Genomic DNA, 16880 nt, shown 5'->3' with positions numbered 1-16880 from the left:
AAATAGTTTAAATCTTTAGAACTATGCGGATTATATTTAGGGAGGGTGATAAGAAATTGCGTAGAGCAATAGGCATACTTTTGTTGATAGTTGGGGGAGCGCTAGTTTTTTATCCTCAAATCGAGAAGATTCGCTATGATACGGAGCAACAAAAATTAGTAGACAGCTTTGAACAACTTGGACAGACAGAACTGATTCAACAGCTATCGACATCATCTGAAGAGGTAGACACCATAGAAGCGACATCGGACAAAGGGCAGCAAGTTTTAACGGAAGGTGTAACAGGAATTATTCGGATTGACAGCATTGACTTGGAAATGGCTATTTTTGCAGATGCGACTCCGAATAGTCTTAGTAAAGGCGCGGGTATTGTGGATGCGAAAAAGCAATTTGCGGTGAACAATGTCGGTTTGGCGGGCCATCGAGCACTGGCAAGCGGTAAGCAGTTCAATCGGTTAGACGAGATTCGAGAAAACGATGTGATTGAAGTCACAACAGCTGTAGGAAACCTTCAATATGAAGTCACCCGCACATTTGTGGTCCACAAATCAGACGTATCTGTGTTAGAAGATCAAGACAAACCACTCATTACACTCGTGACATGCACGCCACTCGGTCGATCCAACCCACCCGATCGACTCATTGTACAAGCAGAATTGAAGCAATGATGGACAAGCAGCACTCGAAAAACCATTTGAAAACGTAAGGAGGAGGAAACATGTCGAAGAAGTTAAACATTTTTGCCTTTATGATTTTGTTATTAGGTCAAATTGTCTTAGGCCCTATGGCGACGGCGTATGCAGAGGGAGAAGCACCAGCAGTCGCACCAGTTGAGGCACCGGTAGTTGTGCAGCAAGAAGTGCCACCGCCCGAAACAAAACCGATACCACCAGCGCCAGTAGAAAAAACGGAGCCGGAACCATCGCTAGCACCGCCAGAAGAAAAACCAGAACCATCAACACCAGAGCAAGTAGAAAAAACGGAACCACCTACAGCACTGGAGTCAAAACCGACACCAGAAACATCTGATTCGTCAATAACTAGAACGCCGCCAGGACTGGCGGATTCACCGAGCAATAAAGATCAAGATAAAGATAATCCGTTGGGTGGTACCGTGACTGTCACGAAAAAAGATCCCACTGGTAAACCTGTCGAGGGTGTAAAATTTCATTTGACAGGTCCGGGAGGTTCGGGGCAGTATGATAAAACTGTGGCGACAGATGCAAATGGGGTAGCGTTTTTTAACAACGTACACCATGGGAAAATGACGCTAACGGAAATAGTGCCTACAGGATCTACGATATGTACAGAGAATGAAAGGACATTTGTAATTGCAGATGAGAATTCAGGGAAAAAACATCACACGTTCACTTATGTAAATGCACCAGCTGGAATGGATTGTCAGGGTAATGTTGAACCGACAGGCGGCCCGAAGCTAGGTGTTAAGAAGCTATTCGAGGGATCGAATGATAAAGATTTAGAAGCTGAATTTAAATTAACTAGTGATAAAGGTTATTCCAAAGCGGGAGTAGAAATCGATAACGGAGAAACTAAATATTTTAAAGACTTACCAGATGGCAATTACACACTTACAGAAACCGAAACAGAAGAAGGAAAAGGCTACGTGTTGATGGCACCACAGAACTTCGAAGTGAAGAATGGTGAAATTATCAACGGTAGTTTAGACAGTTATAACGGAAATAAAGAGATTGTAACGATTACGAATAAGAAAAAGGTTAAACCTATAAAACCTGTAAAAGTGAGCATCGTGAAAACGTTTGAAGGTGGAAAGACTAAGGATTTAAAAGCTACATTCACATTGGTTTGTGACGATTATACGCAGAGCCAAACAACTAATAAAGATGGGAAAGCTACCTTTACAGATGTACCAGCAAACAGTAACTGTGAACTGACGGAGACGAATACGCCGACTGGCTATCAAACTGTTGCACCATTGTCATTTGAAACGGGTGTAAAAGATCAAACACTTCCAGCAATTAATAACAAGAAAAAGACTAAACCTGTAAAAGTGAGCATCGTAAAAACGTTTGAAGGTGGAAAGACTAAGGATTTAAAAGCTACATTCACATTGGTTTGTGACGATTATACGCAGAGCCAAACAACTAATAAAGATGGGAAAGCTACCTTTACAGATGTACCAGCAAACAGTAACTGTGAGCTGACAGAAACGAATACGCCGACTGGCTATCAAACTGTTGCACCATTGTCATTTGAAACGGGTACAAAAGACAAAGCACTTGATAAGATTACAAACAAGAGAACACCAAAAGCACAACTAATCGTTACAAAGACATTCGAAAACTCGCATGATAATTCGCTAATTGCGAACTTTACGTTGGTTGGTGACAATGGGTATAGCAGTGGGAATGTACCGATTACCAATGGAAAGAACCATTCATTTGGGGGCTTGGAACCAGGAACGTATATACTTACGGAAGTAAATGAGAATAGTGATAATCATAGCAAAGTAGACCCGCGAACATTCGTGGTAGATGCTAATGGTTCTATCACAGAAACAACACTAGTTAGTAAAGGGTATCACCCACTACCGGGATCATCTAAGCTATCGGTAAAGATTGTCAATCTGGAAATTCCGAAAACGCCAACAGCAACTCTAACAGTCAATAAAACATTCGAACATGGAGCAAATCAGTCCTTACTAGAAGCGGATTTTACACTAACAAGTATTGGACTTGGTTACAGCGAAACGCAAACAGTTAAAGGTGGCGAGTCGATTACATTTGCGAACTTGAAGCCAGGAACGTATTCATTAACTGAATCAAAGACGCCTAGTGGCTACTTGCCGTTTGGAATCGACACTTTTACAGTTAAAGCAGATGGAACGTTCTTGCATAATAATTCGCACGTGTATACTAAGTCTATTAAAAACAAGAAGAAGACTGGTTCAATTGCTATTACTAAAATCGATCCGAATAAAAAGATTTTTGGTATCCCTAAAGTTTTAGCAGGAGCAAAATTTAAACTCGTTAATAATGATACAGGGGAACAATGGGGTGACGTGCAAGAGACTTTACCAGTAATAGGAACGACTACATTTTGGCACGTACCGTACGGCACGTACCGACTAATTGAGGTTAAAGCGCCAAATGGTTATGTGATTAACGACGCTTATTCAGAAGAAAATGGTGGTTTCCTTATTACGATTAATGATGCTGTAGAAGCCCCGATTTATGTGAAAAATTATGAAGCTGAAACAACACCGACAGCAGAAATAACTATTGAAAAGAACTATCAAGGTTTGGATGAGACGGATTTCAAAGCTGATTTTACGATAACAGGTCCAGAAGAGTATAAACAAGACGTATCAATTGGTGGAGACGGTCATACCTTCGGTGGCCTAATACCAGGCGACTACACAATTAGTGAAACGACTTCGGGTAGTCCGGATCATGATACAGTAGGTGACCTAACATTTACTGTGAGTGCAGAAAATCAGATTGTAGATGTAACAGGCACCTCTGACTGGGTAAAGTATGACGGGGAAGCGCATAAATTTACAATCACAAATCCAAAGAACCCTGGGGAGCCAAAAGGCACCATCACCATTTATAAAACATTTGTAGGACTTGAAGAAGGAGAAGTAGCACCAGAGGTCACCATTAATTTATTGAATAGCGATAAAGTGACGGTGGACACAGCTAAGATTGTTGATGGAATAGCAACATTTACAGTAGATTACGGTAGCTATTATGTTGAGGAAGTTCCATTGGATGGCTATACAACTACTCAAGACAAAGGTGACAAAGATAAAGATGTCCCGATTGTTATTGATGCGGACAATAAAGTGGATACGGTAGCTATAACGAATACCCGAATAGAACAACATGGTTCGTTGGAAGTTACAAAAACAGGTACTGATCCAGACGATCCGAACAAAGAGAAGGTAATACCATTACCAGGAGCACAGTTCACTTTAATGAAAGATAACCAATTTTACGATTATGGTGGAAGCAATGAATGGGGGGCTGACCCATTCATTCTAACAACCGGGGAAGATGGAAAGTTTACAGTAAGTAATTTGCCACCAGGAGAATACGAGTTAAGGGAAATCTCTGCTCCTAACGGTTACAAAATAAGTGACGACAGCTCTTGGACAATTACAATTGTAGCGGGTGCGCAAGCAGAACAACCTGTGTTCAATGAACTCCGAACGGGAACGGTCACACTTACTAAAACAGGCGATCAAGAAGCTCTTCTAAATGGTGCAGTTTTCGACTTGTATAGAGGAGATCCGAATGGCGCGCATGTACGGTATGTAGAAGATTTGACAACGGCAGGAACCGGCGATAACGCTGGTCGAATTGTTGTGGAAGGTCTGCCTATAGGAGATTACTACTTCGTGGAGACGAAAGCACCTGCTGGCTATATGTTAGATGAGACGCCAAGAAAATTCACCATGACGATAGAAGGGAATTTACTTGCAGATGTTCCTGTGACAAATATTCTAGGAAAAGGCTCTGCTGAATTTATCAAAATAGATGCAGCAGATATGGTAAGTGAAGTACCAACTCCACTGAAAGGTGCGGTGTTTGAATTATGGTATGAAGCAGCCGGCACCACAGGCTTCAAGAAAATTCAAACAGTAACTGCTGAAGGTGATGACGTCTTCCATATGAAGGATCTCGCTTTCGGGAAATATTACCTAGTTGAAAGCAAGGCACCACAGTATTATGTGCTGGATAACAAGACGGAATATCCATTTGAAATTGCTGAAGGTGACGGAATGCAAGACATTACGCTCAATCCAATCACAAACGAAAAAGGCGGCGACATTGTTGTGAAAAAAGTCGACGCTGCCAACACGAACAGGACTTTGCCGGGAGCAGTATTTGAGCTTTACCGTCAAGGAGAGACGCCTGGTAGTACAATTGGAGAGGCAATTGGTACGGAAACAACAGGCGATGATGGGCTTGCTACATTCAAAGGTCTACCTTATGGAAAATACACGATTAAAGAAATTAAGGCACCAGCTGGCTATATAATAACAACAGCATATACGCCAGTAGAACTATCAGCAGAAGGTGAAGTATCGAAAACCGTTACAATTACAAATAGAAGATCTGGTGGCGGTGGCGGAATAACGCCTACTCCGGACCCAGATCCAGATCCGGTTGATCCAGACCCGCAGCCTGAAACACCAGACCCAGACCCAGACCCAGACCCAGTTGATCCGGATCCACAACCAGAAGGTCCAGGAACAGACCCAGATCCGGAAGACCCAGATCCAGTTGATCCGGATCCACAACCGGAAGGTCCAGGAACAGACCCAGATCCGGAAGATCCAGATCCGCAACCAGAAGGTCCGGACGGAGAATCGGTTGTTCCGCAACCGGAAAAACCGATTAAAGTAGTTGAACAGCCGAGAGCGAAAGTGCCAAGTAAAGAAGCGAAAGTGCTACCACGTACGGGTGAGGGCATGATGTATGAGCTACTCATCACAGGTCTCCTCGCTATGGTTCTCGGTGGTTGGTTACTCTTTGGTAGAAGGAAAAGAAAGGAATCTAAGCAACAGTAAGTCGTTAACAACAAAAAACGTGCACACTGAGCGTAATCGAGCCAGTGTGTACGTTTTTTTGTATGCTTGTCCGACTTATTTAATTGTCATTTTCATAGCCGCTTTTGTCGCGTTGTTTGTAAAGTGAAGAACATTACCATTAAGTGATAGATTGATAGAGTGGATCGAATTCAATTTCACAGGCTTTGTACCATCTAGATTCATCTTGTATAAGTGTCCTCCGCTCGAATAGTTACTGAAGTAGATGCTATTGCCAGCGATTGAGAAGTAAGGTGCGCGTACATTATTAACTCTTTGTTTGTTTTTGCCGTCTTTTGAGATTCTATAAAGCTTGTGATTGTCTGCTTTACTGCTGTAGTAGAAAAAGTTGCCGTTTTCAATAGGATTTTTGAAATCTGCGAAGTAGCTATATTGCTTGTCTGTTGCAACAGGCCATGATTTTTCCACCCATGAATGGTCTTTACGTAATTGTTCAGATGTTACTAGGAAGTAGTTATATTCGATTTGACCAGGTTTATTTGGAACTGGATCATCCCATGTAATGTCCATGAAGTAGTATTTGCCATTGATTTTTACTTGGTTCCAAGAGTGCAAGCCGTCTTTAATGTTTCCGACGACGTAATGGTTTTCAACGCCGAGGCGGTTGAGCAATAGTTGGGCCGCTTTTGTATAGCCGTCACATACTGCGGTACCACCTATAAGTGCGCCGTGAGCTGTGTAAGAATCGGCAGGAATCGTTTTTTTCTGTTGGTTGACATGGTCATAAGAAGTGTTCAAGACGAGGTAGTCATGGACCGCTTTTACTTTGTCGTAGTCAGAAGCTTTCGGTTTGTTGATGCTTTTTAGTACTTGTTCGACTTTAGCGTCTAGTGCTGCACGGTTCTTTTTCATCACATCCGCTGGTAGGTAGTAGTTGAATTGGATTTTACCACTTGCCCATACAGATGCTGATTTATAGTAAAGGATGTCTGGATTTTCCTGTACGATTTGTCGGATCAATGTGCCAATTTCTTTAGAAGAAATCTCAGTTGGATCGAATTGACCAAACGTTTCGTTGTTTACGAGTGCGGAACGAATCATTTCGTAAGAGTTAGCGTAGTCAGTGGCATATGTGGATAATGTTGTGATGGGGGCTTGTACAGGTGCAGTCGCTGTATTTGCCGAGGCAGGGCTGCTGATGAAAGTTGTAGAGGCAAGGGCTAGGGCGAGTGATAGAGATAATAGTTGTTTTTTCATTATAGTTTCCCTCCGTATTGTGGTTGTAGTGTTGGGGTCAATCAATTCTGGGACTTAGGGGGCAGAAGCTGGTGTAATTATTCTTGGTGATGTAAGTCGCTATTCTCAATACCTATTATAGCTTACCTTTTGACCTATTCCGGTTCTGGTTGTGAACAAAATGGGTCGGAGTTTTTTTAATAAGTTGTTAGGTAAATAGAATTAGACTAATTCGATTTTTTGACGAATTGGTATTTTAGAACTAATTCAAGAGAGAGGGGTTAGAAAGCGCTTCGTGGCAAGGGTTACACGACTTTTAGTAGGGGGGAGTTTGTGAAAAGACTCACAGTATGGTGATAGAATGCTAGTTGGAGTGGTTGGTGTGAATGTTCAGTGTATTCGGGTGTAGGTAATGTTTATATTTTTGGGCCTTGAATACTAGCTAGATTTTGAGAGTTTTTTTCTAGTATTTGTAAAATTGTAATAGGGGACAAAAGCTACTTTTACAACAGGCGAGGATTGTAGTATTGTGTTACAGTGTGGATAGCTAGTAATCTTACAAAAGTTAGGAGTGTTTAACCTGAGACACCACTGGAAAAGAATTTTGTCGTTAGCACTAATCCTTTTGTTCGTCCTGACGAACGGTGTAAGTACGTATGCAAGCGATGATGTTACAGGACATTGGCACGAAAAAGAACTGAGGCTGATGATTGAAAAGGGCATTATGAAAGGCTATGGGGATGGTGTTTATAAACCTGACGGCCAAGTGACACGTGGGCAGTTTGCGGTTATTATGACGCGATCATTGAAATTAGAAGTACCAGAGGAAGGCGTTATATTTACAGATGTCGATGAAAAATCAGGCATGATGGATGAGATTTTGGCAGCTGCGGATGCGGGGCTCATTACAGGGTATGGAGATGGTACGTTTAAGCCATCTGCCAATATTAGCCGCCAACATATGGCGGTACTGATGAAGCGAGCGCTCGATTATAAAGGTATTAAGGATCGAAGCAGCGCATTGACATTTGCAGATACGGATAAAATACTTAAAGACTATCATTCCGCTGTTAGTAATACTGTGAATTATGGTATTTTCTTAGGATCAGCGAATAATCATTTTAGACCACTCGACAATGCAACGCGTGGAGATGCAGCGGCGGTAGTGTCACGGTTTTTGACTGTCGTGGAAAACTCGGGGACTGTTCCGGAACCACCAGTGAAACCAGAGCCACCGGTAAAACCAGCACCAACATATGATGTGGCAACGATTCAAGCGAATGGTAGTACAGTCGTTGTGAAGAAGTATGCGAAGTATGCGGAGGCGCTTGCGGCGCTAAAAGCGGATCAAGTCATTCAATATGATGGGGCCATTATTAAGATGCCCTCAGGTATTGTTGTGTCGCAACCAACAGCAGCAAGCAGTCTGACGAATATTTATACAACAAAAGACTTACGGACAGCGGCTACTTATGTATCAGCAGATACTGAGCTTGAATATATCAGTTCGACAGATACGTATGTTGAAGTGAGAATGGCAGGGAAAACAGGGTTTATCAAACAAGAGAATGCGTTGTTATTGCCTTGGAAATCGGTGAAAGAGCGCTCTTACTACTCGGTGAGTAATGGTATATTGACGCACTCTATTTATTCCAACAAGAACGCAAGATTTGTATCTTATCAAGCCGGGAAAGCACCGAGCTTCATGACGGCAGGCGAGCGTTATTATAGTTGGGATGGCATTAATTTCACAAAAGTGAATGGACAAACTGCGGGGAGTGCATATCAGTATTTCCAATACCTACCTGCTCGTAGTACAACCAACTATACGGCTGAGGAAATTGACGCATATATTATGACGATGCTACAGCAGTTGGAAAGAGATAATCCAAAGAATGCTACTTATAAAGATGCAGCTACAAAAAGTAAGCTCATTGGACTTGGAAAGTATTTGAAGGAAGTAGAACAGAAAGAAAAAGTGAATGCGTTGCTCATACTTTCACTTGCGCAGCATGAAAGTGCGTATGGCATGAGCGCTAGAGCGCAGGAATACAATAACTTGTTCGGGCTGAAAGTCTATGATGATCGCCCCGTTGCAGAATACTTTGAAACAGTTGAGAGCAACATCGACGAGCTACTTAAATCGTATTTTAATTTAAACTACATTCCACCGAATGCGCCTTATGCGAATGGTGCTGTTTTCGGCAATAAAGCACTGGGCTTTAATGTGAAATACGCATCGGACCCTTATTGGGGAGCAAAAGCGGCAGGTCATTGGTATCGCATGGATAAAATGATGGGTGGAAAAGACCTAGCGAATGCGTATAACATTGGCTTAACGGGGAGCACAGGATTGAACGTCCGCACAGGTCCAGGGACAAGCAATACTGCGGTATATAAGTATAAGAACACAGGCTTGCCGATTATTATTGTAGATAATAAAACGAATGCACCATGGGTGAAGATTGTATCAGATGACAAGAAGTATAATGAGCTATTTGTTCATGGGGATTATGTAAAAACTATACCGGTTGTCAAATGAAAAACAGGTGTCAAGACTAGGAAACTCGTCTTGGCACCTGTTTTATTGTTGAATATGGGAGATGGCTAGTTATGTGCGGTTAAACATCCGGAATGCGCGGTTAGCGGACTCGATTGCGTTCTTCTCCGGCGTTAATGCGCGGTCATTGGGCCGCATTGCGCGCTTCCAAGGTGAATCGCACACCTTCATCGCTTTTCATCCTAAAATCCAAGCGCAGTTCTTACATCATTCATATATGTCTGGCTAACGGGTAGTTCTGTACCATCCTTTAATAATAGAACGAGATTGGAAGAGAAATCTCGTGAGATGCGTTGGATATAGCTAATGTTGACAATATAGGAGCGATGGACGCGCAAAAAGGTTTTGGGCAGACGCAAGCTCAGATCCTTTAGTGTGGTCGTTGTACAAAACTGTTCACCATCTGAATAGAACCATGTTTTCTTTTGCAAGCTTTCAAAGTAAGCAACTTCTTCTATAGAGATTGGACTCCATTCATCTTCTTGTTTGCCGGTTATAAAACGGAATGGCTCGTGACGTAATACATGGTAGTTTGGCGGTAACACGACAACGAGTGCAGCAGGTTCACCACGCAAGTCAATTGGATAGCCGATGCCGTAATAAGGAACACCGAATAATGTGGCGTCCATTACTGTATCTACTTTACACCGCTCTTGAATGACCTTTTCTGCAATGCTTCCTGGTTGCACTGCTTGCCCATGCTTTAATCGAATATCGTGTAGACCCGCAACGTAATACACATAACAGTCCCCAACTGCTATTGCGACGGCTGCGTCTTTCGGAATCCAGTCCTCTAATGCCCCAACATATTGCTGCAATACCTCTTTTGAAATCATTGTCTTCTCCACTGTCATATTGACTTCCCCCTTTGTACGATCTAATAAACACCTTTAAAAACCATTTCATCCACTTTATTCTTTATTCATCCTCAGAATACACTGTTTTATCAAAATGTACAGACAATCTTAATTTTCTGTTATATATTACTGTATAACAACTTCAGCTGTTATGAAACAGTACGAAAGCATTAATTTCAATCAAATAGCTGAGCGTTAAAAAAATAGGAAGGTGTGACGTATATAATGACTAGACAAGAGCAGATTGCACAATTGGAGAAAAGCTGGGCGGAGGATAGCCGTTGGAAAGGGATTGAACGTCCTTATTCTGCGGAAGATGTTGTGAAACTTCGAGGATCATTTCTCATTGATCATACATTGGCGAAAAAAGGTGCGGACCGTTTGTGGAAATCCATTCATGAAGAAGATTTCATCAACGCACTGGGTGCATTGACAGGGAACCAAGCTGTACAACAAGTCAAAGCAGGACTTCAAGCAATCTATCTAAGTGGTTGGCAAGTAGCGGCGGACGCAAACCTATCCGGTCAAATGTATCCGGACCAAAGTTTGTATCCAGCAAACAGTGTGCCTTCAGTCGTTAAACGCATCAACCAAGCATTGCAACGTGCAGACCAAATCGATCATGCGGAAGGGCGCGAAGACGGTTTTGACTGGTTCGCACCAATCGTAGCGGATGCTGAAGCAGGCTTCGGTGGTCCACTAAACGTCTTCGAATTGATGAAGGGCATGATTGAAGCTGGAGCTGCGGGCGTTCACCTTGAAGACCAACTGGCATCTGAGAAGAAATGTGGTCACCTTGGCGGTAAAGTATTGCTACCAACGCAAAATGCAATTCGTAACCTAGTAGCTGCACGACTGGCAGCTGACGTACTTGGTGTACCAACTGTTCTCATCTCACGTACAGATGCAGATGCAGCGGATATGGTCACAAGTGACATCGACCCAGTTGACAAAGAGTTTCTAACTGGCGAGCGTACACCTGAAGGATTCTACCGTACAAAACCGGGTATCGACCAAGCGATTGCACGTGGATTGGCATATGCACCGTATGCAGATCTTGTTTGGTGTGAAACGTCTCACCCATCTCTTGAAGAGGCGAAACAATTTGCGGACGCAATCCATGCGAAATTCCCAGGTAAGAAACTAGCATATAACTGTTCACCTTCTTTCAACTGGGAAGCGAATTTGGATCAAGAAACAATCGCGAAATACCAAGTAGAACTCGGAAAAATGGGCTACAAGTTCCAGTTCGTAACACTTGCTGGTTTCCACTCATTGAACCACAGCATGTTCGAACTTGCGCATGACTACAAAGACAATGGCATGGCAGCTTACTCGAAATTACAACAGGCTGAATTTGCTAATGAAGACAAAGGCTACACTGCAACAAGGCACCAACGTGAAGTAGGTACAGGCTACTTTGACGAAGTATCACAAGTAATTTCAGGTGGTACATCTTCGACAACTGCGATGCAGGGGTCAACAGAAGTTGCACAGTTTGTTTGATTGAATTCGGTAATTGACCTTGCGGCCTATAGGATGTAGATTATGCAGTCATTGCGAATCGAACTACGAAGGGTTCGATTTTGCCTTAATTTCTGTGTATTGCAGAAATTAAGGCACTTCCCTTTAGGACGTCGCGAACTTAGACTGCCTTCCTTGTTTAGCCAAACTAAAAAACCATTCGAAAGTGGAGGAGATCAGTATGCAGACGAACAATAACAGAAATGAGCGGTCGAAAAAGATTTGTCGGGAATGTGGTTGTGAGATTGTAGAGAAGGTCGAATCTCCACTTTATGAATGCGAACGCTGTATTGGCTCGAACGAAGAGTGATCGAAGAGCGGCTCTATCCCTTAGTTATGGGGGATAAAGCCGCTTTTGTTTTATAGCCCAATTAAGAAGATTAAAGTGTTATAATAGGGAAGATTCAGTTATTTATAGAATGTAAGGAGGAAAATCATTTGCGAAATGAAGAAATGTTACTAATACCGGGTCCAACACCTGTTGTTGATTCGATTTATGATGCAATGGCGAGCGAAACGAGGGGGCATACGGACCCAAGATTTGTGGCGATTTATAAAAATGCCATTGATCAAACACGAAAACTGTTTCATACAGACGGGGAAGTTTTCGTCGTCGCGGGTTCTGGGACGATTGGAATGGAAATGGCGCTCGTCAATACGGTCGCTGCTGGAGAAAAGATTTTGGTTGTCAGTCAGGGTTATTTCGGTGATCGCTTCATTACACTTGGACAAGCTTTTGGCATTGAAGTAGATGTGTTGCAATCAGAATGGGGCAAGCAAGTCGATCCACAAGAAGTAGAAGCGAAACTGGGTAGCGGGACCTATAAAGCTGTCACGATTACGCATGCGGACACGTCCACAGGTGTAGCGGCAAATCTTGATGCACTTGTACCAATCGTGAAAAAACACGGCGCACTCATTATTTTAGATGGTGTTTGTGCAACAGCAGCGATGGAAGAGGATATGAGCAAAACGTATGGCGGACCAGACAATACGATTGACGTCATTTTGACAGGATCTCAAAAAGCACTAGGGGTACCACCAGGCCTAGCCATTGTTGCATTCAATCAAAGCGCGTTGGCCGCTCGCAAACAGATTGAGCGTGTTCCTGCTTATTATTGCGACATTTATAATTGGATTCCAATTATGAATGATCCATCTAAATATTTCGCGACACCTCCAGTGAACTTGATTTATGCCTATAATGAAGGAATCGAATTGGTGCTGATGGAAGGTGTGGAAAAACGCATCGTGCGTCATACGGCATTTGGTAAGGCGGTCCGCGCAGCACTTGGGGAATATGGCATGACGGCATTGGCGGGAGAAGATGTAGCGGCTTCTACATTAAGCTGTATTTTATACCCAGATGGTGTAGACGATTCGACATTCCGTGCAGCACTGGGTGCAAAAGGAGTTGTGGTCGCGGGTGCACTTGCGCACTTAGCTGGAAAAGCATTCCGCATTGGTCATATGGGTAACACAACGGAGCAGATGCTCGCTAAAGCAGTTGAGCTCATTGGAGAAACGCTGAATGACATCGGGCATACAGTAGATACAGCAAAAGCAGTTGAGCGTTTTAAAGTTGAAGTGGCAACAGCTGTGTAAAATATTATAAAAAACAAGTCGTTCTAGTGAAAAACTAGGGCGGCTTGTTTTTGTTGTGTGCAACGTTTGTTGAAGCGCGCAAAACTGTCTACGAACCGCGCATAATCGTTTCCAAAGCGCGCAAAGTCGCCTACGAACCGCGCAAAAGTGTATCCAAAGCGCGCAAAGTCGTCTGCGAACCGCGCAAAAGTGTATCCAAAGCGCGCAAAGTCGTCTACGAACCGCGCATAATCGTTTCCAAAGCGCGCAAAGTCGCCTGTGAACCGCGCAAAAGCGTTTCCAAACCGTGCAAATCCTACTATGCATCTACGTAAAGAACACAAGTAACTAGTTTGTCCGATGCCTATCGAGACGTATATACTCTTATTATTCCGAAATAATTTGAATATTTCCAAAAACACTCTTTCACAATGTGATTTTATTTGATAAAGTAAAAGGAATCAAAGAAAAGACAAAGGAGAACAACATGCTCAAAAATATACCCCAAAATTTATCTCCCGAATTACTGAAAGTATTAATGGAAATGGGACATGGTGATGAGTTGGTATTAGCGGATGGCAATTTCCCATCTGCTTCGCATACGGATCGCTTGATTCGCTTGGATGGGCAGATGATGCCCGCTGTACTTGAAAGTATATTGAAGCTGTTCCCGTTAGACACGTTCGTGGAATGTCCAGTTACGTATATGGCGACACCAGCAGACGAAGGTAATCCGGTTATTTGGGCAGCGTATGCCGACATTTTGACGGCAACTGGTAATGAACAGATGGCTATTGAACAGGTCGACCGTTTTGAATTTTATCGGCGATCAAAGCAAGCCTATGCCATTGTTGCGACGAGTGAGACAGCGTTCTACGCGAACATCATTCTTAAAAAAGGTGTTATATCATCTTCATTTAACAGGTGTTCAAACACCTACTAAATGAAGGTGAGACCTCCGGCGGATGTCACAGATTTTTAAATGAGCTTTTCGAGCTCGCTCAAAAACAATCTGGACGTAATTACGCCAAGGGGTAATTAATAATAAGGAAGAGGTGGCAGTGATGTTAGTAGGGGCAAGACAAAACAAGATTATTTCTACTGTAAATGAGCATGAAACCGTTCGTGTTTCTGAGTTGAGCAAGTTATTCGGTGTGACGGAGGAAACGATCCGGCGGGATTTGGAAAAGCTAGAGGCGAAGGGGAAGCTGATGCGAACGCATGGCGGTGCGATTTCCATTAAAGAAGAAGAGGACGACTTACCGTATTTTCAGCGCGAGGTCATTAACAAAAAAGAGAAAATGAGCGTTGCGAAAGCGGCTGCGAAGTATATTGAGGAGCATGATATTATTTTTTTAGATGCGAGCTCAACGGCATTATATTTGGCGCGTCTCATACCGAATATGTCATTGACCGTATTGACAAATTCCATTCAAATTTGCGCTGAATTGGCTAAAAATACGCAGATTCGTGTGATTTGTACAGGAGGTGCACTATCGCCGAATTCGATGTCTTTTGTTGGTTCGTTAACTGTGCAAAATCTAGAGTCGTATTATGTCGATAAACTATTTTTCTCATGCAAAGGGATACACGAAACGTGGGGAGTAAGCGATTCAAACGAATTGCAAGCATTGGTGAAACAGAAGATGATTCACACGGCAGATAAGAAATATTTATTGCTGGATCATACAAAACTCAACAAAAAAGCATTTGCGCATATTGAAAAAATCGATGCCATCGATGTGTTAATCATTGATGAGGGAGCAACAGATACCGCCTTAGAGCCGTTGAAAGAGCGAAATATCAAAATTATAAAAGCACGATGAAAAACGCGGAACTGACATAGTTGTACAACAAATAATTGCTGTCACACTGTCAAATTCCGCGTTTTTTTGCGCACTATTGCAAGATGACTGTGAGAAGAAAATAATCATAAACCTAAAAGATTCAGAATATAGGAAAGATTTACTTGATTAAGATAAAACGTTGGTTTATAATCAACAGAAACAAATAAAAACAAACATACTCAAAGAAAAAAGATGAGAAAAGAAGGGCGGGAATAAAAAATGGGTGAGCCGCTTCTAGTTATGAAAAATATCACAAAATCTTTCCCAGGTGTGAAAGCGCTTTCTAATGTTGACCTGGAATTGAAAGCAGGCGAGGTACTGGCGCTTATCGGGGAAAATGGCGCAGGCAAGTCCACGCTTATGAAAATTCTGACGGGGATGTACCGAAAAGATGAGGGCAGTGTTCGTTTCGAGGGGCAAGAGATTGACATTAAATCGCTAAAGGATGGGCAGGAAAAGGGTATTTCTATGATTCATCAAGAGCTCAATCTCATGAGGGATTTGACGGTTGCTGAAAATATTTTTATCGGGCGCGAACCAAAAGGGGCACTCAATTTCTTTTTGAAGGATAGTGAGCTGAACAAAAGGACAAAAGAGTTATTCGAGCGATTGAACATTGATTTGAATCCGAAAACGAAAGTAGGAACGCTAACAGTCGCCAAGCAACAGATGGTAGAAATTGCGAAAGCACTATCATTTAACTCCAAAATCCTAATTATGGATGAACCGACGACGGCGCTTACTGAAGTTGAAATTGATGCATTGTTTACGACGATTGACAATCTCCGGAAGAATGGAGTGGGGATTATTTACATATCACACCGGATGGATGAGCTGAAACGCATCTCTGACCGCATTACGATTATGCGTGATGGGACTTATGTAGACACACTAGAAACGGCGAATGTTGACATGAACAAAGTCATTCAGCTAATGGTAGGTCGCCAGGTGTTTATCGAATCCAAGCCATCGGTGTCCAGTAAACAGAAGGAAACGGTTTTGAAAGTGAACAACGTATCTACCAAAACCTTATTAAAAGACATTACATTTGAACTGAAAAAAGGGGAGGTTTTGGGATTTGCAGGCTTGATGGGCGCAGGACGAACAGAAGTTGCACGTGCACTATTCGGTGCTGATCCGGTATCTGGGGGAACCATCACACTTCATGGAAAAACCGTCAAGTTTGCCAATCCGGCACAAGCTGTGAACAGTGGGATTGGTTATTTATCGGAGGATCGCAAGCATTTTGGTTTGCTGGTGGATATGGATGTTAAGTCCAATATGGCACTCACAACGATTAAAGATTACTTGTCTGGTGGTCTTTTTATAAAAGAATCAAAGATCAAAAAAGTAGCCAATGATTATGTGGAACGTCTGCAAATCAAAACACCAACCGTTCATCAGAAAATCAAATTTCTGTCGGGGGGAAATCAGCAGAAAGTAGTTATTGCGAAATGGTTACTGCGAGATTGCGATATCCTCATATTCGATGAGCCGACACGGGGAATCGACATCGGTGCCAAAGGGGAGATTTACAAATTAATCGATGAGCTCGCAGCAAGTGGTAAGTCAATCATTATGATTTCTTCGGAACTACCTGAGATTTTACGAATGAGTCATCGCATCATTGTCATGGCCGAGGGGAAAATAACAGGTCAGTTGCATTCAGAGGAAGCAACACAGGAGAAAATCATGGAATACGCAACAAGACTACATCAAATAGAGGGGTGAAAGAA

Annotated in this window: 12 protein-coding genes; 10 read left to right on the top strand and 2 right to left on the bottom strand. The window is 42.7% G+C overall.

The window, feature by feature from the left end; translation table 11 throughout:
* Positions 1-56: 56 nt before the first annotated feature.
* Positions 57-668, top strand: a complete 612-nt coding sequence (locus tag MKY34_RS21230) for a class D sortase (protein WP_342513091.1) — start codon at positions 57-59, stop codon at positions 666-668.
* 50 nt (positions 669-718) lie between these two features.
* Complete coding sequence (locus MKY34_RS21225) at positions 719-5557, top strand: SpaA isopeptide-forming pilin-related protein (protein WP_342513090.1); 4839 nt, start codon at positions 719-721, stop codon at positions 5555-5557.
* 75 nt (positions 5558-5632) lie between these two features.
* Here the strand turns inward: MKY34_RS21225 and MKY34_RS21220 are convergent, their stop codons facing one another.
* A complete protein-coding gene (locus MKY34_RS21220; RefSeq protein ID WP_342513089.1) occupies positions 5633-6793 on the bottom strand; it encodes a DUF5050 domain-containing protein in 1161 nt (386 codons plus the stop codon).
* A 583-nt stretch (positions 6794-7376) separates the two neighbouring features.
* On the opposite strand from MKY34_RS21220, the gene MKY34_RS21215 reads away from it, so the two are divergent.
* Positions 7377-9314, top strand: a complete 1938-nt coding sequence (locus MKY34_RS21215) for an S-layer homology domain-containing protein (protein WP_342513088.1) — start codon at positions 7377-7379, stop codon at positions 9312-9314.
* Between the two features lie 200 nt (positions 9315-9514).
* Here the strand turns inward: MKY34_RS21215 and MKY34_RS21210 are convergent, their stop codons facing one another.
* The gene (locus MKY34_RS21210; RefSeq protein WP_342513087.1) at positions 9515-10186 is read right to left on the bottom strand and encodes a LytTR family DNA-binding domain-containing protein; all 672 of its coding nucleotides are present in this window, start codon (positions 10184-10186) and stop codon (positions 9515-9517) included.
* Between the two features lie 225 nt (positions 10187-10411).
* On the opposite strand from MKY34_RS21210, the gene aceA reads away from it, so the two are divergent.
* The 7 genes from aceA to MKY34_RS21175 all read left to right on the top strand — a co-directional run bounded on the left by aceA (position 10412) and on the right by MKY34_RS21175 (position 16875).
* Positions 10412-11695 (top strand): isocitrate lyase, encoded by a 1284-nt coding sequence (gene aceA, locus MKY34_RS21205; RefSeq protein ID WP_342515328.1) that lies wholly within the window; start codon positions 10412-10414, stop codon positions 11693-11695.
* Between the two features lie 199 nt (positions 11696-11894).
* Complete coding sequence (locus MKY34_RS21200; protein ID WP_342513086.1) at positions 11895-12023, top strand: YhfH family protein; 129 nt, start codon at positions 11895-11897, stop codon at positions 12021-12023.
* A 128-nt stretch (positions 12024-12151) separates the two neighbouring features.
* Positions 12152-13318, top strand: a complete 1167-nt coding sequence (locus MKY34_RS21195; RefSeq protein ID WP_342513085.1) for an alanine--glyoxylate aminotransferase family protein — start codon at positions 12152-12154, stop codon at positions 13316-13318.
* Positions 13319-13368: 50 nt separating this feature from the next.
* On the top strand, positions 13369-13632 hold the full coding sequence (locus MKY34_RS21190) for a hypothetical protein (protein ID WP_342513084.1): 264 nt from the start codon (positions 13369-13371) through the stop codon (positions 13630-13632).
* Between the two features lie 152 nt (positions 13633-13784).
* Complete coding sequence (locus MKY34_RS21185) at positions 13785-14240, top strand: RbsD/FucU domain-containing protein (protein WP_342513083.1); 456 nt, start codon at positions 13785-13787, stop codon at positions 14238-14240.
* Positions 14241-14361: 121 nt separating this feature from the next.
* The gene (locus MKY34_RS21180) at positions 14362-15123 is read left to right on the top strand and encodes a DeoR/GlpR family DNA-binding transcription regulator (RefSeq protein WP_342515327.1); all 762 of its coding nucleotides are present in this window, start codon (positions 14362-14364) and stop codon (positions 15121-15123) included.
* A 240-nt stretch (positions 15124-15363) separates the two neighbouring features.
* The gene (locus MKY34_RS21175) at positions 15364-16875 is read left to right on the top strand and encodes a sugar ABC transporter ATP-binding protein (protein ID WP_342513082.1); all 1512 of its coding nucleotides are present in this window, start codon (positions 15364-15366) and stop codon (positions 16873-16875) included.
* Positions 16876-16880: the final 5 nt, after the last annotated feature.

Origin of the sequence: Sporosarcina sp. FSL K6-1522, from assembly GCF_038622445.1 — a bacterium.
Taxonomy (GTDB): Bacteria; Bacillota; Bacilli; order Bacillales_A; family Planococcaceae; genus Sporosarcina.
Note: the sequence above shows the minus strand (reverse complement) of the source record. Positions and strands in the feature narration are given on the sequence as shown.